Annotated in this window: 24 protein-coding genes and 1 tRNA gene; 15 read left to right on the top strand and 10 right to left on the bottom strand. The window is 66.3% G+C overall.

Translation table 11 applies throughout. The annotated features are described in order from the left end of the window. Positions 1-51 precede the first annotated feature (51 nt). The 10 genes from QRT08_RS16705 (at position 52) to QRT08_RS16665 (ending at position 10874) form a co-directional block, all read left to right on the top strand. Complete coding sequence (locus QRT08_RS16705; protein ID WP_286047112.1) at positions 52-645, top strand: acyltransferase; 594 nt, start codon at positions 52-54, stop codon at positions 643-645. After that, complete coding sequence (locus tag QRT08_RS16700) at positions 638-2026, top strand: nucleotide sugar dehydrogenase (protein ID WP_286047111.1); 1389 nt, start codon at positions 638-640, stop codon at positions 2024-2026. The genes QRT08_RS16705 and QRT08_RS16700 overlap by 8 nt, the downstream gene beginning before the upstream one ends. Then, positions 2019-3314 carry a nucleotide sugar dehydrogenase gene (locus tag QRT08_RS16695; protein ID WP_286047110.1) on the top strand — a complete coding sequence of 432 codons (1296 nt, stop codon included), beginning with the start codon at positions 2019-2021 and terminating at the stop codon, positions 3312-3314. Before QRT08_RS16700 ends, QRT08_RS16695 begins: the two co-directional genes overlap by 8 nt. Then, entirely contained in the window at positions 3295-4338 is a 1044-nt protein-coding gene (locus QRT08_RS16690; protein ID WP_286047109.1) for a DUF354 domain-containing protein, read from the top strand. Before QRT08_RS16695 ends, QRT08_RS16690 begins: the two co-directional genes overlap by 20 nt. Continuing rightward, entirely contained in the window at positions 4325-5251 is a 927-nt protein-coding gene (locus QRT08_RS16685; RefSeq protein ID WP_303650385.1) for a glycosyltransferase, read from the top strand. The genes QRT08_RS16690 and QRT08_RS16685 overlap by 14 nt, the downstream gene beginning before the upstream one ends. A 289-nt stretch (positions 5252-5540) precedes the next feature. Then, positions 5541-6113, top strand: a complete 573-nt coding sequence (locus QRT08_RS16680; RefSeq protein WP_286047107.1) for a DUF7344 domain-containing protein — start codon at positions 5541-5543, stop codon at positions 6111-6113. A gap of 186 nt (positions 6114-6299) precedes the next feature. After that, positions 6300-6710, top strand: a complete 411-nt coding sequence (locus QRT08_RS16675; RefSeq protein ID WP_286047106.1) for a helix-turn-helix transcriptional regulator — start codon at positions 6300-6302, stop codon at positions 6708-6710. Positions 6711-6779: 69 nt separating this feature from the next. Further along, positions 6780-6950 (top strand): DUF7563 family protein, encoded by a 171-nt coding sequence (locus tag QRT08_RS19055; RefSeq protein ID WP_483299973.1) that lies wholly within the window; start codon positions 6780-6782, stop codon positions 6948-6950. A gap of 316 nt (positions 6951-7266) precedes the next feature. Beyond that, positions 7267-9078 (top strand): glutamine--fructose-6-phosphate transaminase (isomerizing), encoded by a 1812-nt coding sequence (glmS, locus tag QRT08_RS16670; RefSeq protein ID WP_286047105.1) that lies wholly within the window; start codon positions 7267-7269, stop codon positions 9076-9078. Between the two features lie 101 nt (positions 9079-9179). Next, positions 9180-10874 (top strand): asparagine synthase-related protein, encoded by a 1695-nt coding sequence (locus tag QRT08_RS16665; RefSeq protein ID WP_286047104.1) that lies wholly within the window; start codon positions 9180-9182, stop codon positions 10872-10874. A 2-nt stretch (positions 10875-10876) separates the two neighbouring features. Here the strand turns inward: QRT08_RS16665 and QRT08_RS16660 are convergent, their stop codons facing one another. Continuing rightward, positions 10877-11656 (bottom strand): hypothetical protein, encoded by a 780-nt coding sequence (locus QRT08_RS16660; protein ID WP_286047103.1) that lies wholly within the window; start codon positions 11654-11656, stop codon positions 10877-10879. Between the two features lie 121 nt (positions 11657-11777). On the opposite strand from QRT08_RS16660, the gene QRT08_RS16655 reads away from it, so the two are divergent. After that, the gene (locus QRT08_RS16655; protein WP_286047102.1) at positions 11778-13097 is read left to right on the top strand and encodes a CapA family protein; all 1320 of its coding nucleotides are present in this window, start codon (positions 11778-11780) and stop codon (positions 13095-13097) included. A gap of 1 nt (position 13098) precedes the next feature. Here the strand turns inward: QRT08_RS16655 and QRT08_RS16650 are convergent, their stop codons facing one another. The 3 genes from QRT08_RS16650 to glmM form a co-directional block, all read right to left on the bottom strand. Continuing rightward, on the bottom strand, positions 13099-14697 hold the full coding sequence (locus QRT08_RS16650; protein ID WP_286047101.1) for an oligosaccharide flippase family protein: 1599 nt from the start codon (positions 14695-14697) through the stop codon (positions 13099-13101). 53 nt (positions 14698-14750) lie between these two features. Beyond that, positions 14751-15932, bottom strand: coding sequence for a bifunctional sugar-1-phosphate nucleotidylyltransferase/acetyltransferase (glmU, locus tag QRT08_RS16645; protein WP_286047100.1), 1182 nt, complete (start codon positions 15930-15932; stop codon positions 14751-14753). Between the two features lie 79 nt (positions 15933-16011). Further along, positions 16012-17352, bottom strand: coding sequence for a phosphoglucosamine mutase (gene glmM / locus QRT08_RS16640; protein WP_286047099.1), 1341 nt, complete (start codon positions 17350-17352; stop codon positions 16012-16014). Positions 17353-17775: 423 nt separating this feature from the next. On the opposite strand from glmM, the gene QRT08_RS16635 reads away from it, so the two are divergent. Together QRT08_RS16635 and QRT08_RS16630 are read left to right on the top strand one after the other, a co-directional pair. Continuing rightward, positions 17776-19068: a polysaccharide deacetylase family protein gene (locus tag QRT08_RS16635; RefSeq protein ID WP_286047098.1), complete on the top strand. Its 1293-nt coding sequence runs from the start codon at positions 17776-17778 to the stop codon at positions 19066-19068. 113 nt (positions 19069-19181) lie between these two features. Then, a complete protein-coding gene (locus tag QRT08_RS16630) occupies positions 19182-19334 on the top strand; it encodes a hypothetical protein (protein WP_286047097.1) in 153 nt (50 codons plus the stop codon). On the opposite strand, the gene QRT08_RS16625 is transcribed toward QRT08_RS16630, so the two are convergent. The 4 genes from QRT08_RS16625 to QRT08_RS16610 form a co-directional block, all read right to left on the bottom strand. Continuing rightward, the gene (locus QRT08_RS16625) at positions 19335-19610 is read right to left on the bottom strand and encodes a HalOD1 output domain-containing protein (RefSeq protein WP_286047096.1); all 276 of its coding nucleotides are present in this window, start codon (positions 19608-19610) and stop codon (positions 19335-19337) included. It lies immediately after the preceding gene. 71 nt (positions 19611-19681) lie between these two features. Then, a complete protein-coding gene (locus tag QRT08_RS16620; RefSeq protein WP_286047095.1) occupies positions 19682-20296 on the bottom strand; it encodes a DUF420 domain-containing protein in 615 nt (204 codons plus the stop codon). A gap of 60 nt (positions 20297-20356) precedes the next feature. Beyond that, the gene (locus tag QRT08_RS16615; protein WP_286047123.1) at positions 20357-20596 is read right to left on the bottom strand and encodes a HalOD1 output domain-containing protein; all 240 of its coding nucleotides are present in this window, start codon (positions 20594-20596) and stop codon (positions 20357-20359) included. Positions 20597-20808: 212 nt separating this feature from the next. Beyond that, positions 20809-20881, bottom strand: a tRNA-Pro gene (locus tag QRT08_RS16610). 68 nt (positions 20882-20949) lie between these two features. Between QRT08_RS16610 and QRT08_RS16605 the strand changes: the two genes are divergently transcribed. Beyond that, positions 20950-21228 carry a pro-sigmaK processing inhibitor BofA family protein gene (locus QRT08_RS16605; RefSeq protein WP_286047094.1) on the top strand — a complete coding sequence of 93 codons (279 nt, stop codon included), beginning with the start codon at positions 20950-20952 and terminating at the stop codon, positions 21226-21228. Here QRT08_RS16605 and QRT08_RS16600 read toward each other — a convergent pair. Together QRT08_RS16600 and QRT08_RS16595 are read right to left on the bottom strand one after the other, a co-directional pair. Continuing rightward, positions 21205-23277 carry a DEAD/DEAH box helicase gene (locus QRT08_RS16600; protein ID WP_286047093.1) on the bottom strand — a complete coding sequence of 691 codons (2073 nt, stop codon included), beginning with the start codon at positions 23275-23277 and terminating at the stop codon, positions 21205-21207. The two genes, QRT08_RS16605 and QRT08_RS16600, sit on opposite strands and share 24 nt — an antisense overlap. A 51-nt stretch (positions 23278-23328) precedes the next feature. Then, the gene (locus QRT08_RS16595; RefSeq protein WP_286047092.1) at positions 23329-23697 is read right to left on the bottom strand and encodes a cupin domain-containing protein; all 369 of its coding nucleotides are present in this window, start codon (positions 23695-23697) and stop codon (positions 23329-23331) included. A gap of 78 nt (positions 23698-23775) precedes the next feature. Between QRT08_RS16595 and QRT08_RS16590 the strand changes: the two genes are divergently transcribed. After that, a complete protein-coding gene (locus QRT08_RS16590) occupies positions 23776-24681 on the top strand; it encodes a universal stress protein (RefSeq protein WP_286047091.1) in 906 nt (301 codons plus the stop codon). The last annotated feature ends 17 nt before the right edge of the window (positions 24682-24698 follow it).

The following is a 24698-nucleotide window of genomic DNA, read 5'->3' as shown; positions in this document are numbered from 1 at the left end:
TACGATGACTTCCATGCTCACGACACGACCCGACGACAGGAGGCCCGCCGGATGACCGAGACGCGCGTCGAACTCGGCGAGGAGTGTGTGATCGACGACCCCGACTCCGTGGGGTATCTCCACGACGAGTCGGCCGATCCCGCCGTGATCGGCGATCGTGCCCGCATCCGCAAGGGGACGATCGTCTACGCGGACGTCGAGATCGGCGACGACTTCACGACGGGTCACAACGCGCTCGTTCGCGAGAAGACGACGATCGGCGACAGCGTGATCGTCGGGACCGACACCGTGATCGACGGCACCACGGAGATCGGCTCGCACGTCAGCCTCCAGACGGGCGTCTACGTCCCGACGAACACGACGATCGGGTCGAACGTCTTCGTCGGCCCGCGTGCGGTGATGACGAACGATCCCTACCCCGTACGGCGGGACGCCGACCTCGTGGGCCCGACCCTCGAGGACGGCGTCTCGGTCGGCGCCAACGCGACGATCCTGCCGGGCGTGCGGATCGGCGCGGGATCGTTCGTCGCGGCGGGGGCGACCGTCACCGAGGACGTCCCGCCCCACACCCTCGCGCTGGGGACGCCCGCTCGACACCGCGACCTTCCCGAGTCCCTCTCGGGGGAGAACCTACTCCATGACTGATACGGTACGGAGCGCTCCGGCGCTCTACGGCTCGGATGCATCGATCGACGAACAACGCACTGCCCTGACGAGCGGCGAGGTCCCCGTCGCGGTCTACGGGCTCGGCAAGATGGGTCTGCCCCTCGCGTCGGTCTACGCCGACGTGACGGGCAACGTCACCGGGATGGACGTCGACCCCGAGGTGGTCGAGGGCGTCAACGCCGGCGAGAACCACATCGTCGGCGAACCCGGTCTCTCCGATCTCGTCCGCGAGGTCGTCGACCGGGGCGCGCTCTCGGCGACGACCGACGGCCGGGCGGCCGCGGCGGCCGCCCGGGTCCACGTCGTGATCGTTCCCACGCTGATCGACGAGAACAGCAAGCCCGACCTCTCGATCGTCGAGACGGTGATGGAGACGGTCGCCTCGGGGCTCGCGCCGGGCGACCAGGTGATCCTCGAATCGACGGTCCCGCCGCGCACCTGTCGGGACGTCGTCGCGCCGCTGCTCGCCGCCGAAAGCGGGCTGGATCGCGAGGAGTTCGGCGTCGCGTTCTGTCCCGAACGCACCGCGAGCGGGCGGGCAATCGAGGATATTCGGGGTGCGTACCCGAAGATCGTCGGCGGACTCGACGACGAGAGCACGCGCGTAGCCGAACTGATCTACGGCGAGATCAATAGCCAGGAGATCATCCCCGTTTCGGACGCCACCACCGCGGAGGCGGTCAAGGTGTTCGAGGGGGTGTATCGCGACGTCAACATCGCGCTCGCGAACGAACTGACGAAACACGCCGAGGAACTGGAGATCAGCGTGCTGGAGGCGATCGAAGCGGCCAACACCCAGCCGTTCTGTGATCTGCACATTCCGGGTGCGGGCGTCGGGGGCCACTGTATCCCCTACTACCCGCACTTCCTGATCCAGACGTTCGATGCCGACTCGCGGCTGATGGAACTCTCCCGCGAGATCAACGACACCATGCCGACCTACACCGCGGAACTCGCCCTCTCCGGGTTGACGAAACACGGCAAGGAGACCGAGGGAAGCGACGTGCTCGTCCTCGGGCTGACCTATCGGGCCGGCGTCGACGAACTGCGCGCGACGCCCGCGATGGGCGTCATCGAACGCCTCGTGAGCGCGGGCGCGAACGTCACGGCTGTCGACCCGATCACCGACACCCACGGACCGTTCGAGGAGGCCGGTGCGGACGTCGTCTCGCTCGACGACGCACGCGGGCGCACCTACGACGCGGTCGTGTTGGTGACCGCCCAGGAAGCGTTCGAGGACCTCGAGATACCTGCGCTGGCGGCCGACGACCCGTTGGTCGTCGTCGACGGCCGGCAGGCCCTTTCGGAGCTACAGAATGAACACGGAATCTACTACAGAGGAATCGGTATCAATGCCTGAACCCGCCGGAGATACGGTCTGTATCGTTGGTCTCGGCTACGTCGGTCTGCCGCTCGCGAACGCCTTCGACGAGGAGGGCCTCGACGTGATCGGCTACGACGTCGACGAGGAGAAGATAGCGGGGCTCTCGGCGGGCCGCGACCCGACCGGCGAGATCGGCGACGACGCCGTCACCGGAAGCGGGATCGCCTTCACCACGGACCCGACCGGAATCGAACGCGCCGACTACGTCGTCATCACGGTGCCGACGCCGGTCGACAGCATGAAGAACCCGAACCTCGACTTCGTCGAGAGTGCGGGTCGGACCGTCGGCGAACACCTCTCTCCCGGCGCGACCGTGGTCCTCGAGTCGACCGTCTACCCCGGCGTGACACGGGACGTCCTCGGGCCGGCCATCGAGGCGACCTCGGGGTTGACCCAGAGCGAGGGGTTCAACATGGGCTACTCGCCCGAGCGCCTCGCCCCGGGGACCGACAAGAGCCTGCGCGAGGTCAAAAAGATCGTCAGCGGCGACACCGACGAAACCCTCGAAGACCTCGCCGCGCTCTACGGGACGATCATCGACGCCGGGCTCTATCGAGCGCCCACGATCGAGACCGCGGAGGCGGCGAAGGTGCTCGAGAACGTCCAGCGGGACGTCAACATCGCGGTCGTCAACGAACTCGCGTTGATCTGTGATCATATGGGGCTGGACACGAAGGAGGTCATCGACGCAGCCGCCTCGAAGTGGAACTTCCACGAGTACTCCCCCGGATTGGTCGGCGGCCACTGCATCCCCGTCGACCCTCTGTTCCTGGTGCATGGCTCGGAACGTGCGGGCTACTCGCCGAAGCTCATCCTCCAGGCCCGCGAGGTCAACGAGTACATGCCAAAACACACGGCCGAACTCACGCTCAAGGCGCTCAACGAGGCCGGCAAGGTCCTCCGAGAGAGCCGGCTGGTCGTGCTCGGGCTGGCGTACAAGCCGAACGTCGGCGACCTCCGCACCTCGGAGATCGGCGGCGTCATCACGACGCTCGCGGAGTACGGCATCGAGTGCGACGGCTACGACCCCCTCGCGCCGGACGAACGGGTCCGCGAGTCGTTCGGGATCGACCCGCTGCCCGAGATGGCCTTCGACGGCGCCAACGGGATCGTGCTGGCGACGCCCCACGACGCGATCCTCGAGGAGTTCGACCTCGAGGCCGCGAAAGAACAGCTCGCCGAGAATCCCGTCCTCATGGACGTGAAGGGCGTACTGGACGAAGATGAGGTCGAGGAGGCCGGGTATGCCTACCGCAAGCTCTGAGCGCCTGCTGGTCGCGATCCAGCACCCGGCTCACGTCCACTTCTACAAGCACGCGATCCGCGACCTCGAGACCGACCACGAGATCTCGATCGTCGTGCGCGACTCGGAGGTCGCGACCGACCTGCTCGACGCCTACGGCTTCGAGTACGACGTGATCGGCCGCTCGGGCTCAGGGATCCGGCTGCTCGCCTCACAGGCGCTCTACGAGGCGAGGATGTTGCGTCACGCCCGCGAGTTCGAGCCGGACGTGATGACCGCGATCGGCGGATCGGCCGTCGCCCACGTCGCGCGTGCGGTCGGCGCGAGGAGCGTCGTCTTCACCGACACCGAACACGCGACGCTGACGAACCGACTGATGGCCCCCTTCGCGGACGAGATCTGGACGCCCGAGTGCTTCCACGCGGACTTCGGCGCGAAACAGATCCGCTATCCGGGCTATCACGAACTCGCCTACCTCCATCCCGATCGCTTTACGCCCGACGAGTCGATCCGCGAGGACGTCGGGCTCGGCCCCGACGACGAGTACGTCGTCCTCCGACTCGTCTCGTGGGAGGCCTCCCACGACGCCGGCGCGGGCGGCATCGACGACGTCGGCGACGTGGTCGATCGGCTCGAAGCCACCGGGGTACGGGTACTGATCACCGCCGAGGGCGACCTACCGGCTCGCGTGCGCGACAGGCAGGTCGACATCGAGCCACATCGGATGCACGACCTGCTCGCTGGAGCGTCGCTGTTCGTCGGCGAGGGCGCGACGATGGCCGCAGAGAGCGCGGTGCTGGGAACGCCCGCGGTCTACGTCAACACCCTTCGGATGGGTTATACCGACGAACTCGAGGCGCGTTACGGCCTCCTGTACAACTGTCAGGGGTCGTTTCGCCACCGGATGGCCCTCGACGTCGCCGAATCGATCCTCTCGGGCGAGGAGGACCGGGACTGGGAGGCCGCTCGCGAGCGCCTGCTCGACGAGAAGGTTGACACGACGGACGTGATCCTCGGGGCACTCACCGGCGATGGCTCCTATTAGGGCCCTCCAGTTGGTGACGACGCCCCGATCGTTCTTCGACCAGCAGGTGCGTATGCTCGAAGAGCGGGGCGTCGAGTGTACGGTTGTCGAGGTCCCTCGGCCCGAGAACGGTCGAGGACCTGCCGAGTTCGCCCGCTTTTACCGGCGAGTCCTCCGCGAGGCCCTCCTCGGGGACTACGACCTCGTTCACGCGAACTACGGACTGGTCGGCCCGTTCGCACTCGCCCAGCCGGTGCGTCCGGTGATCCTCTCGATCTGGGGGTCCGAGGTGATGGGTTACTCGAACCGGCTCGACCGAGTCACGCGCTTTGCCGCCCGCCACAGCGACGCCGTCATCGCCCCCTCGGCGGCGGTCTCGCGCGAACTCGACCGCCCCCACACGGTCGTCCCGTTCGGCGTCGACACCGACCTGTTTCGGCCGATGGACCGCGAGGAGGCACGCGAGCATCTGGGGTGGGACCCGGATACCCGGATCGTCCTCTTCCCCTACGATCCCGACAGGGCGGTGAAGAACCACCCGCTCGCCGAGCGCGTGATCGAGCGCCTCTCGGTCGAGGCCGAACTGCGGACGGTCTCTGGTCTCGCCTACGAGGAGATGCCGTACGTGATGAACGCGAGCGACGCGCTGCTCGTCACCTCCGAACGCGAGAGCGGCCCGATGGTCGTCAAGGAGGCCGCTGCCTGCGATCTGCCGGTCGTCTCGACGGACGTCGGGTTCGTCCGCGACGTCCTGAAGGACGTTTCGAACTGTTACATCGGCGAGTCCGCGGACTCGCTCGCGCGCCATCTCGATTCCGCCCTCGAACGGGGCGAGAGAGCCGATAGCCGGGACGTTATCGACGGATTAGGGCTCGATGAGATGGCGGATCGTCTCCTTACGCTCTACACAACCACTCTTCGACTTCATCCGTAAACAGAAAAATGTGATATATTGACTACTGTAAGAAACAATCGTTTATCATATAATTAATATTATCTTTCTTTCCAAGGCCCGAACCCTATTGGTGGTATTATCCATGAATCGGCGGTAAAGAGCCGGGTATCGGGTCGTCATCCCGTGTCTTTGGCGGTGCTTTATGATATCGGAACTATTATATTTCACGATCCGCGCTCTCGCCCGAAACAGTATGGAACGGTCTAAAACTACGTGGAACAACGGCCGGTTTATTATGCGTCGACTGATAGTGCGAAACGACGAAATGATGTCGACCGTCAATGCGGAGCACCCCTCGAACGACGCTGCCGTTTCGGAGGTCGCTCCCCCTGAACGCTCTCTCTCGAAGGACGATACGTTCCATATTCTCCAGAACGAACGTCGTCGCCGCGTGTTACAGTACCTCTCGGGCACCGAGGGGCCTGTCGACATGCGCGATATCGCGGAGCAGGTCGCGGCCTGGGAACACGATACCACCGTCCAGCAGTTGACCTCCGATCAGCGCCAGCGCGTCTACATCGCGCTGTACCAGTCCCATCTCCCGAAGCTCGCCGATTTCGACCTCATCACCTACAACCGAAGCCGCGGGGTGGTCGAGCGGACGCCGCTCGCTGACCAGGTGTCGCGGTACCTTCGGGAGTCCGACGATCAACCGAGAGCCCAGGGGCTCGATAACGACAAGTGGACCAACTACTACGGAGGGGCGACCGCGGTCAGTATCTCGCTCGTCGCGCTCGCGTGGCTCGGCTTCGCACCGATCACCAGCCTCGGCTTGGCGACGCTGATAACCGCGATCTACGCCGCCGTGACGGTGGGGCTGGTACGGTCGTCCGGCGACTGACACTCGACTCGCACGCCATAAATGGACACGACCGCGTCGGAAACCACAGCACCGGTGACTGCTCGGTGTACAGCCAGCGAGCGGTGTCCTCGTCCGATTCGGCGCCAGGGAAACCGATGGTACTCGTATGGGGGACTCGTATCCGGACCGGCGGTACTCCTCCAGCTCACCCCCGGTATCGACTGTATGATCGCCCTGGTCGTCGGCCTGCTCGGCGGTATGCTGGCGGGGATGGCGCTAACGCGTGCGCGGATATCGGACGAGCCGCCCGAACCGCCCACACGACACTCACGACCTTCTCGGGTGCCGACACGACCCATCGGACCGGCCGACTCGGCGGAACGAGCGTTTGGTGACGACGATCCCGCCCTGACCGACGAGGAGCGGATCGTCCGGCTCTTGGCTTCGAACGGCGGTCGGATGAAACAATCACAGATAGTCGACAGGACCGACTGGTCGAAGGCGAAGGTCAGTCGCCTGCTCTCGTCGATGGAAGACGGGGAGGAGATCACGAAACTGACCGTCGGCAGGGAGAACATCATATTCCTCGGCTCGATGGACGGGGTGTACGCCTCGGACGACGGACCGAGGGACTGAACCGGCGGCCCAGACGAGTTAGACGGGTGATAATAAAGTCCGATCACCACGAGGTGATTTCCCTACGCAATGGATAGGTCGGTTCCGGACAGGGCGGGTGATCGGCTAGCAGAGACGCAGTGTTCGAACTGTGGGAGCTTCGTCACGCCACAGTTCGCGCGTGTCTTCGGCGACAACCAAAATCGGGTACAGCGCTGTCTCAACTGCACAACGTCGCGTGATCTCTGCAACGGCCGGTGATCGCAGATCGGTCGCTGTAGCTGTCCGGGACCGGTTCGTTATCGGCTCGCTAAACCCCGGTATCCCGCTGTTCTCCGTTCTCGTAGCCGGTACTGTCCGGTCTCTCCTCCGTTCAATCTACACATAAATTGACACTATCGTCCGTCGTTCGGTAGGATTTTAGCCTGCGTATAGTAATGCCCATGAGAGCAGTTCTGCCGGATAGAAGTCCGATGCTTGCCCCCGCCGTGTGAGCACCTCCAACCCATGATATCGAACGACCCCGCCCCCGAGACGTACCGACGACAGCCAACCCCGCGCGGTGAGGTGAACTGATATGTGCGGCATCATCGCGTGTGTCGGTTCGGACGACGCCGTCGACACCGTCCTGACGGGCCTCAAGAACCTCGAATATCGAGGATACGACTCCGCAGGACTCGCGATCCAGAACGGATCCGATCTCGTCGTCCGGAAACGAGCCGGTAAGATCAGCGACCTCACCGACGGGTTCGTGAAGGAACTCCCCAGGGGCGTTTCCGGCATCGGCCACACCCGCTGGAGCACCCACGGCCCGCCGACCGACGCGAACGCCCACCCCCACACGAGCGCCTCGGGTGACGTCGCCGTCGTTCACAACGGCGTCATCTCCAACTACGAGGAGCTTCGCTCGGAGCTCGAGGGACTCGGTTACTCCTTCGAGAGCGACACCGACACCGAGGTCATCCCACACCTCGTCGAGCACTACCTCGAGGACGGCCTCGACAGCGACCGGGCGTTCAGAGCCGCCGTCGAGCGTCTCGAAGGGAGCTACGCCATCGCGCTGATGATCGAGGGCGAGGACACCGTCCGCGCGGCGAGACAGGGATCGCCGCTCGTCGTCGGCCTCCACGACGACGCCTACTATCTGGCCAGTGACGTCCCCGCGTTCCTCGAGTTCACCGACGAGGTGATCTACCTCGAGGACGGCGACGTCGTCACCGTCGAGAACGGTTCGCTCTCGATCACGGATCTCGACGGCGGACCGGTCTCCCGCGAGATCGATACCGTCGACTGGGACCCCGAGGAGACGGGCAAGGGCGGCTACGACCACTACATGCTGAAGGAGATCGAGAGCCAACCCGAGTCGCTCTCGAACACGATCCGGGGGCGAATCGACCCCGACGACCCCGCCGTTCACCTCGAGGGCTTCCCGTCGGGCTGTTTCGAGGACGTCACCGAGGTTCACTTCGTCGCCTGTGGGACGTCCTACCACGCGGCGCTGTACGGCGCACGCCTCCTCGATGAGGCGAACGTTCGGGTTCGTACCTCGCGGGCGAGCGAGTTCACCGGCCGGGTCCCCGATCCCGAGGGGACGCTCGTCGTCCCGGTCACGCAGAGCGGCGAGACCGCGGACACCCTCGGTGCGCTCAGGGCGGCCCGGAAGGCCGGTGCCCGGACGCTCGCGGTGACGAACGTCGTCGGCTCGACGGTTTCCCGCGAGGCCGACGAGGTGCTCTACATCCGGGCGGGCCCGGAGATCGGCGTCGCCGCCACCAAGACGTTCTCCTCGCAGGTCGTCACGCTCGCCCTGCTCGTCGAGCGTCTCACGGAGGAGATCGAGGGCGCGCACGCCCGCGAGGACCTCGGTTCGTTCCTCGAGGCGCTCTCGGTGCTGCCGAACCAGATCGAGGAGGTGATCCGCACCTCGCGTGCCGAGGCGCTCAGTTCGAAGTACGACGATCGCGACGCGTACTTCTTCATCGGCCACGCCCTCCAACACCCGGTCGCGCTCGAGGGCGCACTGAAGTTCAAGGAGATCACGTACGAGCACGCTGAGGGCTTCGCGGCGGGCGAGCTCAAACACGGCCCGCTCGCGCTCGTCACGCCGGGGACCCCGATCTTCGCGCTGTTCGACGGGAAACACGACGAGAAGACACACACCAACGCGAAGGAGGCCCAGGCCCGCGGCGCGGAGATCATCGCCGTCACCGCGAGCGAGCGAACCGCGGAGTTCGCTGACGACGTGCTGGTGATCCCCGACACGCATCCCGACCTCAGCGGACTGCTCGCGAACGTTCAACTCCAGTTCGTCTCCTACTACACGGCACGACTGCTCGGCCGTCCGATCGACAAGCCGCGCAACCTCGCGAAAAGCGTCACCGTCGAGTAATTTCGCTTCCGTCTAACAGTCACTTTTTCTATCTAATAACGGAACGAGCGACGTGAGATAAAGGTAAGATACATCGTCCTCCTCCCTGTAGGTGCGTTCATATGAGGACGGAGTTGTTCGGGGTGTTCGATGACCGCGAGCAGTTCACGCGGTTTCGCTCCCCGACCGATTTCGATCGGCTCGTAAGCGGTGAGTCGATCACCGTCGGCATCCGTGATCCGTATCTCGGCGTTCCCGGACGAACCGCGATACACGAGTCGGCCGACGGGCTCTGTGTCGTCTGGGGGGAGGCCTTCCCGCCCGAGGGTGTCGAAGAGTCGGCCGCGACGTGGCTCTTCGAGCGCTACGCCGAGGACGGGGACGACGCCTTCGAGGGGATGAACGGGTCGTACATCGCCGTCGTCGAACACGGCGGCGAGGCGCTCGTCGCCAACGATCCGATACACTCCTGGGAGTGTTTCTACACGGACACCGCCACCCGGTGGTTCGGTACGGACGCGACGGCGCTGACACGGACGCTCCCCTCGCCGACGCTCGACTGTCGCGGCCTCTGTGAGGTCGTCCACTTCGGGCTGACGTTCGGCGGGACGACCGCCATCGAGGAGGTACGGCGCCTCCCGTTCGATAGCTACCTCACCGCCGACTCCACCGAGGCGCTCTCGCGATTCGTCTACGAACCGAAGACGTTCGACTACACGGAGGAACTCGCGTCCCGCCTCGAGCGCGCGGTCGACCGGCGCGCGTCCTACCCCGGCACGAAGGGGATGCTGATGAGCGCCGGGTTCGACTCGCGCCTGCTGCTCGCACGTCTCCCCGACGTCGACGTCTGTTACACCCTCGGGACGCCGCAGACGCCCGAGGTCAGGGTCGCACGCAAGGTCGCAAGCCAGTACGGCTCGCGCCACCAGACGCTGCTCGTAAACGAGAACTACCTCGCGGCCGGCCCGGACATCGTCCAGTACACGAACGGGATCCGCGAGTCGGTCCACATCCACCACCGGGGGAACACGGCCGAGATCACCACGGACGCGGTCTATCACGGACTCTTCCTCGATACCCTGCTCAGGGGTCGCTTCGTTCCCCACGACACCGTCCATCTCGACGTCATCGACCGGGACTTCCCGCTGCCGCGACTCGACCCCGATCCCGACGTCACGAGGCTTTTCGCCGACAAGTTCGGCTTCTACGCCGACGGCGACCGGACGCTCGTCGACTGCCCGGAGATCGACGCCGACACCCCCGAGGAGTTCCTCGAGGACACGATCGCGCGCCACTACCGACGGGGGTTCGACCGGGCGGATTCGCGCTACAACGCGATGGCGTTGCTCGGCATCAAATCCAAGTCCGCGCTGCCGTTCAGGACCCACCTCGCGGATCAGTTCCTCGAGAGCTTCGTCGCGGCCGATTCGGAACTCATCGACTGGCACCTCACGACACCCCCGGAGCACAGAAACGACCGCACCTACCAGAAGGCCCTTCGGATGGTCGATCCGGACATCTTCCGGTATCGGCCGCCGGATCGGCCACACCGCTCCTATCAGCTCAACCAGGTGGAGAAGTACCTCCGCAAGAAACTCCCGGGGATCAGCCCCTTCGGAACGCCGTGGCCCGACCGGGACCGCATCTACGACGAGAACGACCTCGATCAGCGTCTGTTCGCCGGTCGACCCGACATCCACGCCCTTCCTCCCCGAATCAAACTCCGGATCAACGACGCCCGCACGTGGCTCGACTACGCCGCGGGAGACACCATCAGTACACCGTACGGCCTCGTCCGATCCGAATCGGTTCTCTGAGGTCAGCCGCCGAAGATCGGACTGCCGCCGTCGTCGGTCTCGTTCCCGTCTCCCGTCTCATCGCCGTCGGTTCCGCCCGTCTCCTCGGTGTCGTCACCCTCCTCCGTGTCCGTCGTACCGTCGTCTCCATCCGTCTCGTCTGATTCGTCGACCCCGTCAGTCCCGCTGGTCCCGTCGGTCCCACCGTCGTCCGTCTCGCCGCCGTCGTCCGTCGCGTCGTCACCGCCGCCGCCGAAGATCGGACCACCGTTCCCGTCATCCTCGTTGCCATCCGTTCCGTCGTCATCCGCTTCGTCGCCGCCGTCCGTCCCGTCGGAGCCGTCACCTGTCCCGCCGTCATCCGTTCCGTCACCGCCGCCGAATATCGGGCCCCCGTTTCCGTCGTCCTCGTCTCCGCCGTCGTCCTCCGGCGGCTCGTCGTCGCTCCCGTCCGACCCCTCACCGTCGCTTCCGTCACCGCCGTCGTCCGGCGGGGCGTCGGTCTCGTCCCCGCCGTCGCTACCGTCTCCGCCGCCCTCCGTGTCCGTTTCGTCCCCACCGCCGCCCGTGCTGCCGCCCTCCGGGCTCTCGGGCCCTTCCGAATCGTCGTCATCGGTCGAGATCGGGCCCGACGCCAGATCGCCGCCCGGAAGCCCGGCGGTGATTCCGAGACCCACGACGAACAGGCTCACGCCCAGGACGAGCAGCGCTCGCTGGATGGCGACTTGATCGAGCCGTGTCACGAGAGGCGGCGGCTGTATCGGCGCCGAACGGGGGCGTGCGGGGAACGAGACGGTCCACATCACTGTCCCGTACTAGTGCCCATCGCTTTATTATCGGTTCGATAAAGAGTGCGCGTGGATAGCATGCCCCGTCTACGCAAAGCGGGTAGTTAAGTTCCCGTCCGGTTTTAGGACGAGTAGAATGTGTGGCGCTACTGACGACTGTCTCCAACTCTCGGAGGCCGGTGGGGAGACGTGGTCGCTCTACGTCGCGGGCGACTGCGTCCACGACGAACCGCCGACGCCGTCGATGATCGGAGAGTCGCTGGGGGATCGCGTCGCGTCGAACGACGTCTCGATTCTCAACCTCGAGGCCCCGATCCCGGCCGACGACTCGATCCCGAAAGCCGGTCCACGCAAGGAGTCACACCCCGACGTCCCGGCGGCGCTCGCGGACGCCGGGTTCGACACCGTCGCGCTCGCGAACAACCACACGATGGACTACGGCCTCAACGGCCTCACCGGCACGGTCGACGCGTGTGAGGCCGCCGGCCTCGACACCGTCGGCGTCGGCACCGACATCACCGACGCGCTCGCCCCCCAGTATCTGACGGTCGACGGGACCGACGTCGCCATCGTCAACGCCTGCGAACGGGAGTTCGGCGTCGCGACCGAGTCGAGGCCGGGGACCGCCTGGATCGGCCATCCGGACGCCCCCCGGGTCGTCGAACGCGCGAGCGACCGCGCGGACGCGGTGATCCTCGTCGCACACGGGGGCGTCGAGTTCGTCCCGCTTCCACCGATCCAGTGGCAACGCCGACTGCGACGGCTGTCCGAGGTGGGCGCCGACCTCGTCGTGGCCCACCACCCACACGTCCCACAGGGCTGGGAACGCTACGAGGGCACGCCGATCTTCTACAGCCTCGGGAACTTCCTGTTCAACCACACGTCCCGGCCGAAAGCCGGGTGGGGGCTCTCGCTCGAGGTCTCCTTCGACGGCCCGACGCCCGCGAGCGCGACGCTCCTCGTCACGGAGGAAACCGACGACGGTGTCGATCTCCTCGACGATGGATCCCGACGCGAGGAGCGTCTGGCCCACCTCCATCGGCTCTCGGAACTCATGGCCGACCCCGACGAGTACGCGGCCCACTGGCAGGAACTCGCGGTTCGGATCTTCAACCAGCGCTACGCGGGGTGGCTGCGGCGGGCCGCGGGCGGCAACCCGGTCACGCTCGTGCGCCAGCCGCGCGAACACCTCACGCAGGACGGGCTCTGGGACGGCGACGCCCGACAGGACGAACTGCTCACCCTCCTCAACGTCATCCGCAACAGCTCACACCGGTCGGTGATGGAGACGGCGCTGGCGGTCGAGACGGGAACCGTCCCCGATCGGCGTACCCCCGAGGTGGAACGGCGCGTTCGCGAACTCCTCTCGTGGACGGAGGACCAGGCCGTCTACGACCGGCCATCGTTGCTCGAACGGACGGCCAGCGACCTGTTCGATCGGTTCTCGGACCGGTGAGTCAGCCTCTGGTCTCGTCGGTCTCGCCGAAGAGGCGCTGGATCGTCGAGGCGTGACGGCCCAGCGGTCCGGGCATCCCGCGGAGGATCTGTGCGATCTCGGACGGATCGATCGCCCGCGTCAGCAGCGTCAGTATCCCGTACACCACCAGCCCGGCTGGTGGGATGACCACGAACGCGACCAGTGCGGCGTCGATCGGAAGCGTCGTATTCGTCAGCGGAACGCCGACGGTGGCGAGCGGCGACCCGATCAGCGCGTCGATCCCGAGCGCGATCGCGACGAGCACGCCGCCCGTGACCGCGACGGTGATCGAGACGGGGATCGGGCGGATGTCGCCCAGCGGGTTGTAGCCGATGGCGCGTGCGCCCCAGAGGTGGAACATCGGCAGCGAGAGGTAGCCGAGCGAGGTCGCGACCGCCGCCCCTTCGATCCCGAACCGTGGGATCAGCGCGACGTTGAGCACGACGTTCATCGCCGCCGCCGCCCCCGTCGCGAGAATCATGACCCGCATGTCCCCGCGCGCGTGACTCACCGAGAGGATCGGGCGGGCGACGGCGAAGCCCACCGTCCCGGGGAGCAGGAGGAGCAACGGCGTGATCGTCGGCGTGAACTCCGCCCCGTAGTACCGCGGGACGAACTGTGCCGCGAGGACGGCGATCCCGATCGCCATCAGCGCCGTCAACAACAGCGTGTAGCGCGTCGCCTTCGAGGCCAGCGAGGTGATCTGTTCGATCCGGTCGCGGTGCCAGAGTTCGGACGCGGACTGGATCATCACCGACTGAACTGCCTTGGGTGCGAGCCAGAGGAACTCCGCGAGCACGAGCGCCGCCTTGTAGTAGCCGACCTGTGCCTCGGTCGTGTACGCCTGGAGCATGAGGACGTCGACGTGGTACAGGGAGGTCAGCAGGAAGATGTAGACGATCGAGAGGTTGTTGAAACTGAGCAGTTCCCGGCGGGGAAAGCCCTCGGGGGTGCGCTCGAAGACCGACGACAGCGAGACGTGTCCCGCCAGTCCGACGAGGCCGATCGCCGTGACGAGCGCGTCCGCGAGGATGTGCCCCACGAGCACGCCGGTCACGCCGTAGCCCAGATACGCGAGCGAGATGGAGAACAGGAAGAAAAAGGCCTTCTGTGCGACGTGGAGCGGTTCGGAGATGTGTTCGAGTTTCAGCCCCAGCAGCGAGCGCCGGACGTACTCGCGAAACTGGGCCATGATCGTGATGACCGCGAGCAGGAAGAAGAAGAAGGCGTACTCCTCGCCGAGGGTGGCGTCGACGACCCCGATCTGGGCCGCGGCGATCAGCAGGGCGCTCGCGACGAGCGCGAGGACCGTCGCGATCCGGAAGTAGTAGCCGAAGACGTTGTCGTGCCAGTCGGGGTCGTCGCGGTTCTCGGCGAGGTACTTGCGCGTCCCGCTGTCGACGCCCGAACTCACGGCGATCATCAGCAGCGCGAACACCGACATCACGGTCGCGTAGGTGCCGTACTGCGACGGGCCGAGGATCCGCACGAGGATCGGCGTCATCACCGCTCCGAGGAACGTCGCGGCGACGTTCGCGCCGGCGATGGAGATGAACGCGGTGACGAGTGTCCGTTTCATGTACTGGTCCCTGATCGTACTGCCACCGGCGTTATCAATCTCGTGTCACGAGTCTACCGGTCACGGAGGACCGACTCCCCGGGCGTCGTGGTCGCGTCCCCCGAGAGGGTCACGCCGGGTGCGAGGCTCGTGTTGATCGCCGTCTTCGCGCCGTGGCCGACGACGACGCCGAACTTGCGTCGTCCGGTCGAGGTCCGCTCGCCCTTGACGGTGAGCTTCACGTCCTCGCCGTCGTGGCGCAGGTTCGCGACGTTCGTCCCCGCACCGAGGTTCACGTCCCGCCCGAGGACGCTGTCGCCGACATAGGAGAGGTGGGGGACGTTCGTCCCGCGCATGATCACGCTGTTTTTGATCTCGACCGCCTGTCCGACGTGGACGTCTCCCTCCAGCAGGGTCGCCCCCCGGATGTAGGCGTTCGGGCCGACCGAACAACCTGATCCGATGTAGGCGGGCCCCTCGATCGTCACCCCGGACTCGACCGTCGCGCCCTCCTCGATTACAACGACGCCTTCGACGGTGGCGTCGGGGTCGACCTCGCCGTCGATCCGTCCCCGGTTCTCGCCCAGCAGGAGTTCGTTCGCCTCCAGGAGCTCCCACGCGCGCCCGACGTCCATCCATCGGTCGAGCGCCACGGGCGTGACGTCGTGGTCCTCGATCACGCGCGCGAGGACGTCGGTGAGTTCGTGTTCGCCCCGCTCGCTCATCGGTACGTCGAGGAACTCCCGCGCCTCCGCAGGGAAGAGATAGACTCCGGCGTTCGCGAGGTTCGTCGGGGGTTCCGCGGGCTTCTCGACGATGTCCGTCACGCGCCCGCCGGCCGTCGAGAGCACGCCGTAGTTCGAGGGCTCGGCGACCTCGAAGACGCCGATGGCGGGCCCGTTCGAGAAGAGTTCGGCGATGCTCTCGGGATCGTAGAGGTTGTCGCCGTTGAGGACGGCGAACTCCTCGGAGAGGTGCTCGCGGGCGGCCCGGACGGCGTGGGCCGTACCCAACTGCTCCTCCTGGGTGGCGTAGCTGACCGGCGCCCCACGGTAGGTCTCGCCGAAGTACGACTCGACGACGTCGGCCATGTAGCCCGTCACGAAGATCAACTCGTCGGCGCCGCCGGCGACCGCCGCGTCGGCGACGTGGGCGGCGATCGGACGGCCGGCGACCGGCAACATCGGCTTCGGTACCGACTCCGAAAGGGGACGAAGGCGGGTTCCTTGGCCCGCCGCGAGAATCACTGTTTGCATTGTCGGATCGTTTCTTGGTACCCGGCTTTGTTATCTGCCGGTTAATGTATGGCGATTCCCACCCGTCCGCGGGCGGCGTTCACATGCTTCGAAGGGCGTCGTCGACGAGGTCCAGGGCGACCGCCAGCAGTTCCTCCGCGCGCTCCTCTCGGCGGGATTCGGCCGTCACGCGCACGAGCGGCTGGGTGCCGCTCGCCCGGAGCAGGAACCACCCGTCGGAAAAGCCGACGCGAACGCCGTCGATCGTCAGCAGGTCGGCCTCGGGGTAGGCCTCGGGGACGGCCGCCGCGACGTGATCCATCACCGCCTCCTTTCGATCGGTCTCGACGTTCTCCCGGCGCAGGTGCGGAGAGACGACGCCGTCGACGAGTCCCGATAGCGGCGTCTTCGTTACCGTGGCCGCGAGCTTACACGCCGCGAGCGGGCCGTCGGGACAGAGCGTCTCCTCCGGCCAGATCCACGCCCCGCTCGGCTCGCCGCCGAAGACCACGTCGGGTTCGGTCGCTCGTTCGGCGACGTGGACGTCGCCCACCTTCGTGTGCGTGACCGACGCGCCGATCTTCGCGAGTTCGTCCTCGACGACGAGGCTCGTATCGACCGGGACGGCGACGCGGGTCCCCTCGCTCGCGGCCTCGCGCGCGAACAGCGCGAGCAGCACGTCCTTCGGGACGAACCGCCCCCGCTCGTCGACGGCCATGGTCCGGTCGGCGTCGCCGTCGTGGGCGATCCCGAGGTCCGCATCGGTTTCGGTGACCCGTTCACAGAGCCCCTCGCAGTTCTCAGCGGTCGGCTCCGAGGGCCGGTTCGGGAAGCTCCCGTCGGGGTCGGCGTTCATCGCCTCGACGTCACAGCCGAGGCGTTCGAGAGCGGTGACGGTGACGCCGCCCGCGCCGTTGCCCAGGTCGACGACGACCGAGAGCCCGTCGAGGGAGCCCGCTCCGCCGACCGCCTCGACGAGTTCCTCGGCGTGGCGCTCGGTGGCGTCCTCGACGATCGTTCGGGTCCCGCCCTCGTCCCACCTGCCGAGATCGTACTCGTCCGACCCGATCCGGCCCTCGATCCGCTCGCACTGGGCGGCGTCGAACGCCTGTCCGGAGGGGTTCCAGAGTTTGAGCCCGTTGTCCTCCGGCGGGTTGTGTGAGGCCGTCACCACGACCCCCGCGTTGGCGTCCTCGCGACCGACGGCGCGAGCGAGCGTCGGCGTCGCGACCATCCCCGCGTCGAGGACGTCAGCGCCGCACTCGCGGGCGCCCGCCGTGACGGCCTCGAGCAGCCACTCGCCGCTCTCGCGGGGATCGCGCCCGATCACGATTCGATCCGCGCCCTCGGTGGCGACCGCTCGACCGACCGAGAGCGCGAGGTCGCCGGTGACGACGTCGCCGACCGGTCCGCGGATACCGCTCGTTCCGAAGAGACTCATACCGGATCGTCGTCGTCCCGCCTCCTATAAGATCCGGTATACGGCCGCAACGGGGTCACTACCGGGCTCGGCGGGTCGTTAACGTCCGGCTAAATCCGCGATACGCGGGGTTCGATCCCCGGTATCGGCGAACGATCCACGGAGCCGTAGCCGGTTCGACCGCTCGATTCGTTCGTTTCGCGTTTTCGGACTGGATCGGAACGAGGTCGACGGCTCCCCCCATTTCGGTCGTTCACCAGCAGTGAAAGGAAGCCCTGACCGTGTCGTGCGATCACATTAATCACTACCTTCGATCGAACTATCCACTGCCTATTCGGTCGGAGTCTGCCGATCTTCGACAGGTATGTGATCGTATTTACGTATCCGATAAGCGTCTTTCATACCGAATAACCAAGTCCGCTCGGCCCCGATAAGGGAGTGACTATGACGAAGCGTCCAAACCGTCGCCAGTTCCTCGCAGGGGTCGGTGTCGGCTCTCTCGGACTCGCCGGTTGTACCGATATACTCGGCAGCGGCGAGGGGAACGGCGGGAACGGGAACGGAAACGGGAACGGGAACGGCGGCTTAGGCGGCGGGAACGGCGACGAGTCCCAGGCCACGCCGCCGGCTATCGATGCCGGCGAACTGATCGACGACTTCGAGGACGTCGAGAACTGGGCCCCGATGGAGGAGAGCAACGTGGCCGGCGACGGCGAAGCGGCGCTCACCGGCAGCCAGTCGCTGCGGATCGAGAACCAGGGCACTACGGCGGGTGTCTTCCAGGCGTTCCCCGACGGTCTCGACGCCTCGGGTAACCACCTCTCGATGGCGATCCGCGTCGACTCCCCCCGTCCCGCCCGTGTCCGACTCGAAGTCGACGCACCGGCGCGGGCCGATCAGCTCTGGACGACCCGGACGATGCTCGGTTCGCACGAGGGCTGGTTCCGCATGGACGCCGGCTGGACCGGCCAGCGCGGCGAGCCGAACCTCGGGAACGTCCAGGAGATGCGCATCTACATCCAGACCCAGGAGGAAGAGGAGATCCGCTTCTGGATCGACGACCTCCGAATGACGCCCGCGGCCGATCAGGGCTACGTCATCCTCAGTTTCGACGACGGCGTCGCCAGCCAGTACGAGCGCGCGTTCCCGATCCTCGAGGAGTACGGCTATCAGGCGGCGGCGGCGGTCATCCCGAACTCGCTCAACCGCGATGGTCGGTTGCACATCGATCAACTGCGGGAGATGCGCGACGCCGGTTGGGACATCTCCTCGCATCCCGATCCGGGGACCGGACTCGCCGAGGTCGACCCCGAGGAGGCGCGCAACCGGATCGAATCCGACTTCCAGTACCTCGACAACCGCGGGTTCCCCGACGGCGCGCGCCACATGTTCGCCCCCTACCACAGCGTCAACCAGGAGGTGATCGACATCGCCCGCGAGTACCACGAGACCTGCTTCTACTTCGCCGGCAACAACAGCAACGTCCCACCGACGGACGCGATGCACCTCTCGCGGGTCGACATGCACGACATCGGTGGCTTTACGAGCCTCATCGACATGGCCGCACAGCACAACCAGCTCGCGGTCGGACTGGCACACGGCGTCGAACCCGAGGACGCAGAGGAGCCCAGCCCCCACGCCGACATCACCGTCGAACAGCTGCGCGAAGTGCTCGATCACATCGAGCAGAGCAATGTCGAGGTCATCACGCCCTCCCAGCTCATCGACAGCGTCTGACTAGCGTCGGACCTTTCTACCGGGCTTAGGAGGGATATAACAAAGGTTCTGATGTCCGTTCTCCCGGCCGTGAGCGGACGCTCGTCTCCACGACAGCAGAGGAGGAACGTCTGATGACGGTCTTCGAGCTTTCGCTGACCTTCTTCGTCCTCGCACTCGTGAGTATGGTCGCCGACACGCGGGCCGTCACGGGGTTCTCGATGACACTGACGCGCTGGTTCAGCACCGCCTGTATCGTCCTGGGGATCGCGTCGTTGCTGGTGTAGCTACGCGCGGTAGAGCGTGATCTCCCGGTTCGCGGACAGGCGGACGAGATACCCCGCCAACCGGAAGACGAACCGCCCCGACCGATCCATGGCCGATCCGAACAGCGCGTTCAGGGCGTCCGGGTCGACGACGTCACCGATCCGCACGTCGAGGTCGATCGGGTCGACCCCTTCGGCGACGGCGATGGCTTCGACCACTGCCGTCGCGAGTTCCTCGCGTTCGGGCGGCCGCGCGGTGTATACGACCGACGCCCCATCGAGCGAACTGATGCTCATACTCGTCCCGACGAAACGCCCCGTCATGAAGCTGAGCGAACCGGGCGCTCATCCGTCGGGTTACCGGGCGGTTAGGCCGGGACGAACTCCGCGGCGTAGAGGTGGTTGAGCATGACGTAGGTGACGACGCCGAGGGACAAACTGAGGATCCACGTCCCGGCGGCGAGCCGTCCCACCGTCGCGTGGCGCGTCCCGGCGAGTTCGCTCGGCGTGTGTGTCAACCCGAGGACGATCGCGTACAGTACGAGCGGCACCGCGAGCACCGAGAGGACGATGTGGATCGCGAGCATGATCAGGTACGCGGGTTCGATCCAGCCCCACAGCGGCACCCAGTCGTATCCCGTGGCGAGGACGAAGTGTTTCTCCCCGCCGCCACCGACCTTCGGGAGATAGAGCAGGAGGAACAACACGATCAGGACGAACGACAGCACCATCGCGCTCCTGTGGCTGTCGACCTCGTCCCTTCGGATCCAGTACCATCCCAGTACGAGCGATATCGTCGCAGTCGTGTTGACGACCGCGATCGCGTGCGAGAGCAGATCGACGCCCGGTTCGCCGATATCGGGGTACAGCGGGACGACGCCGGCGAACGTCCCGACGACGAGCGCGTAGCCAAGCGCCGTCAGAACGAGTGCCGCCGCCAGCGGACGGTCCTTCGCCCGTCGCTGTACGTCTGCCGTTGCCATAGCTATCGTTCGACGCCGGCCGCTAAATGACCTCTCATTTCGCCCGATGTGCGTTCGGCGTCAGTCGGACGTCCGCGGCGTCTCCGGTCCCGTCGGTCGGATCTCGATCTCGCCGGAACTGTAGATCGAAATCCGGTAGCCGAGGGCGGCGATCTCGACGCGGCCGCGCTCGTCGCCGGCGTCGTCGAGCGGCGAGAACAACGCGTCCAGCGACTCCGGATCGACGTAGGTGTACAGTTGAAAGTCTGTCGGATCGATCCCCGCGACGTCACAGAGGGCAAGCACTACCGTCGTCGACAGCGATTTTTCCTCCCATCGTGCGTCATGTGGTAAATACCGTCGATAGAATCGAAAGCCGGCGAGGCTACCACGTTCGAATCCCTGATGCTCATCTCTAACATCTTATCTATTATATTACTAATTTATATGTTTTTATGTTTATTGGATGGGCCAATCCCATGTCACACTAGTCGTGAGACATCCTCATCGATTCGGACGGCGTCGAAAACGAGTGGGACCGCCCGGATTTGAACCGGGGTCAACGGCACCCAAGGCCGCAAGGATACCAAGCTACCCCACGGTCCCGCATTCCCCTTTTCCCGGCGGACGAGGAAAACGTTTCGTTCTTACCGGCCGCGTACCTATCGTCGGGTATGGTTACCGGTCTGGAAGTCGCCGTCCTCGCCGCGGTCGTCGTCCTCCTCCTCGGCTCGTACCGCGTGATCCACACCGTCCGTCCGTTCATCGTCAACGCGGTCGTCGGTCTCGTCGCCCTGATCCTTGCGTCTGTGTTCGGCTTCGGCGTCGAGATCACCCCGATCGTCCTGTTGATCGTCGCGATCGGCGGGGTTCCGGGGGCGGTGCTCGTCGTGTTGCTCGCGTATCTGGGCATCGCCTTCACGCCGATCTCACTGGCGTTCGTCCCCGTATAACTCCATCTCCGCGACGATGTCGAGGGGATCGTTCCCCTTTCGGATCCCGTCGAGGATCTTGAACGCCTCGTCGGGCGCGAGGAAGTGCCGCGTCACGGCCCGTCCCAGGGGGGTGGGCTCGAACCCGTCGATGAAGTCGTACTCCAGCAGCTTGCCGATCGCGTGCGTCGTCGGAATCTCGCCGATCATCCTGTCGTTGAGCGCCTTCGCGCGCTTGCCCCCGACGGTGACATTCGCCAGGGTCTCCTCGACCGCCGCCGACTCGTCGTGGTCCGTCCGAACCGGCTCCATCTCGTCTTTCAGCAGCGTGAAGGCGACCTCGTCCTCGGTCCCCTCCATGCTCGAGTGATACGAACAGTCGGGTTCGACCAGCAGGTAGACCGTCCCGCGGTCGTGGTAGTCGGGCCGGCCCGCCCGCCCGAGCATCTGGTGGAACTCCTGGACCGAGAGCCACTCGATGCCCATCGCCAGCGAGTCGAAGATCACCTGCGAGGCGGGGAAGTCCACCCCGGCGGCGAGCGCCGCCGTCGTCACGACCGCCGAGAGCTCCTGTTCGGCGAACATCCGCTCGACCTTCTTTCGACGGCCGTAATCGAGACCGGCGTGATAGGGCGCGGCGTCGTACTCCAACTTTCTACTTATTTCGTGACACCGCCGCCGGGAGTTGGTGAAGACGATCGTCTGGCCGCGATACCCCTTCGAGGACTTCCGGTCGAACTCCCGTTTCACGAGGCGGTTCTCGATCCGGGGCTTCTCCGCCCCGTCGGCGAACGTGAGGTGGCGCTCGATCGGGATGGGACGCTCCTCGAACTCGATCAGTCGGGCCTCGAGCTTCCGGCCGAGCCACTCGGGGTTGCCGACGGTCGCCGAGAGGTAGATCCACTGGGCACCCGAGTAACCGTTTCGCGAGCCTCGCTGCGCACGAGCCGCGCGCTGCTCGCAGTAGTCCTTCAGCCGGGCGATCAGCCCGTCGAGGCGGTGGCCCCGCTCGCCCTCCTTCAGCGTGTGGACCTCGTCGATGACGACCGTGCCGATGTCGCCCAGATCCCTGCCCGTTCGCAGGGCGTGGTCGATCCCCTCGTAGGTGCCGACGATCACGTCCGCGCCCGGGTCGAAGCGGTTGCCGTCGTCACGAACGCGGCTCGCGCCCACCCGGAGGGTGACGTCGACCAGACCGCCGTAGGTATCGAGAAAGTCCTCGTGTTTCTGGTTGGCGAGCGCTACCAGGGGAACGAGAAAGAGCATCTTTCCCTCGCCCTTCAGTACGCGGTCGATTCCGGTCATCTCCCCGACGAGGGTTTTCCCCGTTGCCGTCGCCGAGACGACGAGCTGATCCTCGCCGTCGAACAGCCCGTTCTCGACGGCGAGGCTCTGGACCGGCAGCAGGTCGTCGAACCGTCCCTCCAGCAGACCCTGTAGCTTCGGGTGCAGGTCGAGCGAGTCGACGGGGACGGGGTCGACCTCGTCCGTCGTCGCGCTGATCTCGTCGAACTTCGTGAGGTCGGGATCGAGCTGGCCCGAAAGCAGGTTCGTGATCCGTTCGAGGTCCTGGACCTCGAGGAGCAGTTCTTTCAGCCGGTCCTCGGCCGCGCCCGTCACCCCGCCCGCGTACGAGAGTTCGCGTTCGAGTTCGCGGAACGCACAGTCGGGACAGACCTGCTCGCGCCCGGTCTCGATCGCCGTCTCTCCCGTCAGCGGCGAGTACCGCCCCGCCGAGGCACACAGCCGGCAGGTGCGCACGACACGGGCGTCGAGCTGGTAGCCCGAGAGCATCTCGCGGAGTTCGGCGCGGCCCTCCCGCGAGGTCTGCTCGGAGATGCGGATCCGGTCGGCCCCGCGCGCGAACTCGACGAACTCCTCGGGACTGCGTGGCTCCTGGGTCGAGTCGCGCTTGATGCGGAACTTCCCCGGACGCGGGCCCGCGTTCGTCTCCTTGAGTTCGAGGACGGCCTGGAACAGGCGTTCGTCGTCCCGGATCGGGACGGCGAGGTAGTCGTCGCCGGTCCCGTGGAGAAAGAGCGTCCCGACCCGCTGGCGCTGCGTTGACACTGGCGGCCCTACGTCCGCGAGGTATTTGTGCCTATCACTTACCGTCGACTGTCACTCCACGAGCGAGATCGTATCGTCGCCGTTCGGAACCGCACACAGGAACGCGCCCGGATCGCTCCCCTCGTTTCTGTACCAGTGAACGACGCCGGCCGGAATCAACAGCGAATCGCCGGCCGAAACGGCGTACTCCTGGTCCCCGACACCGACCACGTACTCGCCTTCGAGGACGTACTGTTCGTGCTCGACCTCGTTTTCGTGTTTCGGCACCTCGGCGCCGGGCGCGAGGGCGAATCGCCGCAGCGCGAAGGTCGGCGCGCCGTCGCTCTCGTCGATCAGCACGCCCTTTTCGAGCCCGTCGGCGGCCTCGACGGGTTCGTACTCGACCTCGTTCCCACGGCGGACGACCGGATCCAGCGTCATGGTTCGACGGTCGTCGTCGAGCACCATCGGCCTTTCCGTCGACTGAACGCTTTTTACCCTCGCTAGCTAACACCGGACATGGCGACCGGCGCAGCGTCGGGCGACGCGACGGCGAACGGTACGTACCGGCTGGTCGTCGCCGTCGGCGATCCGGGCTACGCCGCGCAACTGGTCCGAACCGCCGTCGACATCGCGCGGGCCAACGATGGCGAGGTGATGGTCATCACCGCCGTCCACAAACCCCACGACTCGCCGTTCTCGGTCTTCTCCGACGAGCGGATCAGAACGGAGTTCGCCGGCGACCGCCGCGAGATACTCGACAACGCGCTCGCGGTCGCCGACGGGACCGTCCCGGTCGACGGACGCGTCGTCGTCGGGACCGACGTCGGCCGGGCGATCCGCTCGGCGGTCGAGGAGCTAGACGCCGACGCGTTGCTCGTCGGCTGGCACGGCCGGCCCCGACGGGACGAGACCGTCCTCGGGTCGACCATCGACGACCTCCTGCGCCGGGCCTCCTGTGACGTGCTGGTCGAGCGGATCGGCCCCACCGCGGACGGCGTCGACCGGGTGCTGTTGCCGGTCGCGAGCGGTCCACACCTCCCGCTTGCGGCGGCCGTCGCGGGGGCGATCGCCGACGCGAACGACGCCACGGTGGTCGTGCTGTCCGTGATCGCTCCCGACGCGACCGAAGCGGAACGGGAGGCCGCCCGGGGTCACATCGAGGAGGCGACCGATCTGCTGGCGGTTCCGACGGAGACCGAACTCAGGGAAGCGAGCGGGGTCGCCGACGCCATCGTCGAGGCCGCGAGCGAGTGCGACCTCGTCGTGTTCGGGGCGACCCGACGCGGGGTGGTGCGCCGTCGGCTCGTCGGCTCGGTTCCGCAGGCGGTCGGCCGTCGTTCGGATCGGACCGTGATCGTGACCCGACGCCGACTCGATCCGTCGATCCTCGATCGGCTGGCCGGTCGACTGTGGAACCGATGACGGCCGATCGCTCGGGC

Source organism: Halalkalicoccus sp. NIPERK01 (assembly GCF_030287405.1).
Classification (GTDB): domain Archaea; phylum Halobacteriota; class Halobacteria; order Halobacteriales; family Halalkalicoccaceae; genus Halalkalicoccus.
The sequence above is the reverse complement of the archived record's forward strand: the minus strand, read 5'-3'. Positions and strand labels throughout refer to the sequence as shown.

Coding starts and splice junctions, on each gene's coding strand:
- QRT08_RS16705 (WP_286047112.1), top strand. CDS start 52: ATGACCGAGACGCGCGTCGAACTCGGCGAGGAGTGTGTGATCGACGAC.
- QRT08_RS16700 (WP_286047111.1), top strand. CDS start 638: ATGACTGATACGGTACGGAGCGCTCCGGCGCTCTACGGCTCGGATGCA.
- QRT08_RS16695 (WP_286047110.1), top strand. CDS start 2,019: ATGCCTGAACCCGCCGGAGATACGGTCTGTATCGTTGGTCTCGGCTAC.
- QRT08_RS16690 (WP_286047109.1), top strand. CDS start 3,295: ATGCCTACCGCAAGCTCTGAGCGCCTGCTGGTCGCGATCCAGCACCCG.
- QRT08_RS16685 (WP_303650385.1), top strand. CDS start 4,325: ATGGCTCCTATTAGGGCCCTCCAGTTGGTGACGACGCCCCGATCGTTC.
- QRT08_RS16680 (WP_286047107.1), top strand. CDS start 5,541: ATGTCGACCGTCAATGCGGAGCACCCCTCGAACGACGCTGCCGTTTCG.
- QRT08_RS16675 (WP_286047106.1), top strand. CDS start 6,300: ATGATCGCCCTGGTCGTCGGCCTGCTCGGCGGTATGCTGGCGGGGATG.
- QRT08_RS19055 (WP_483299973.1), top strand. CDS start 6,780: ATGGATAGGTCGGTTCCGGACAGGGCGGGTGATCGGCTAGCAGAGACG.
- glmS (WP_286047105.1), top strand. CDS start 7,267: ATGTGCGGCATCATCGCGTGTGTCGGTTCGGACGACGCCGTCGACACC.
- QRT08_RS16665 (WP_286047104.1), top strand. CDS start 9,180: ATGAGGACGGAGTTGTTCGGGGTGTTCGATGACCGCGAGCAGTTCACG.
- QRT08_RS16660 (WP_286047103.1), bottom strand. CDS start 11,656: ATGTGGACCGTCTCGTTCCCCGCACGCCCCCGTTCGGCGCCGATACAG.
- QRT08_RS16655 (WP_286047102.1), top strand. CDS start 11,778: ATGTGTGGCGCTACTGACGACTGTCTCCAACTCTCGGAGGCCGGTGGG.
- QRT08_RS16650 (WP_286047101.1), bottom strand. CDS start 14,697: ATGAAACGGACACTCGTCACCGCGTTCATCTCCATCGCCGGCGCGAAC.
- glmU (WP_286047100.1), bottom strand. CDS start 15,932: ATGCAAACAGTGATTCTCGCGGCGGGCCAAGGAACCCGCCTTCGTCCC.
- glmM (WP_286047099.1), bottom strand. CDS start 17,352: ATGAGTCTCTTCGGAACGAGCGGTATCCGCGGACCGGTCGGCGACGTC.
- QRT08_RS16635 (WP_286047098.1), top strand. CDS start 17,776: ATGACGAAGCGTCCAAACCGTCGCCAGTTCCTCGCAGGGGTCGGTGTC.
- QRT08_RS16630 (WP_286047097.1), top strand. CDS start 19,182: ATGACGGTCTTCGAGCTTTCGCTGACCTTCTTCGTCCTCGCACTCGTG.
- QRT08_RS16625 (WP_286047096.1), bottom strand. CDS start 19,610: ATGAGCATCAGTTCGCTCGATGGGGCGTCGGTCGTATACACCGCGCGG.
- QRT08_RS16620 (WP_286047095.1), bottom strand. CDS start 20,296: ATGGCAACGGCAGACGTACAGCGACGGGCGAAGGACCGTCCGCTGGCG.
- QRT08_RS16605 (WP_286047094.1), top strand. CDS start 20,950: ATGGTTACCGGTCTGGAAGTCGCCGTCCTCGCCGCGGTCGTCGTCCTC.
- QRT08_RS16595 (WP_286047092.1), bottom strand. CDS start 23,697: ATGACGCTGGATCCGGTCGTCCGCCGTGGGAACGAGGTCGAGTACGAA.
- QRT08_RS16590 (WP_286047091.1), top strand. CDS start 23,776: ATGGCGACCGGCGCAGCGTCGGGCGACGCGACGGCGAACGGTACGTAC.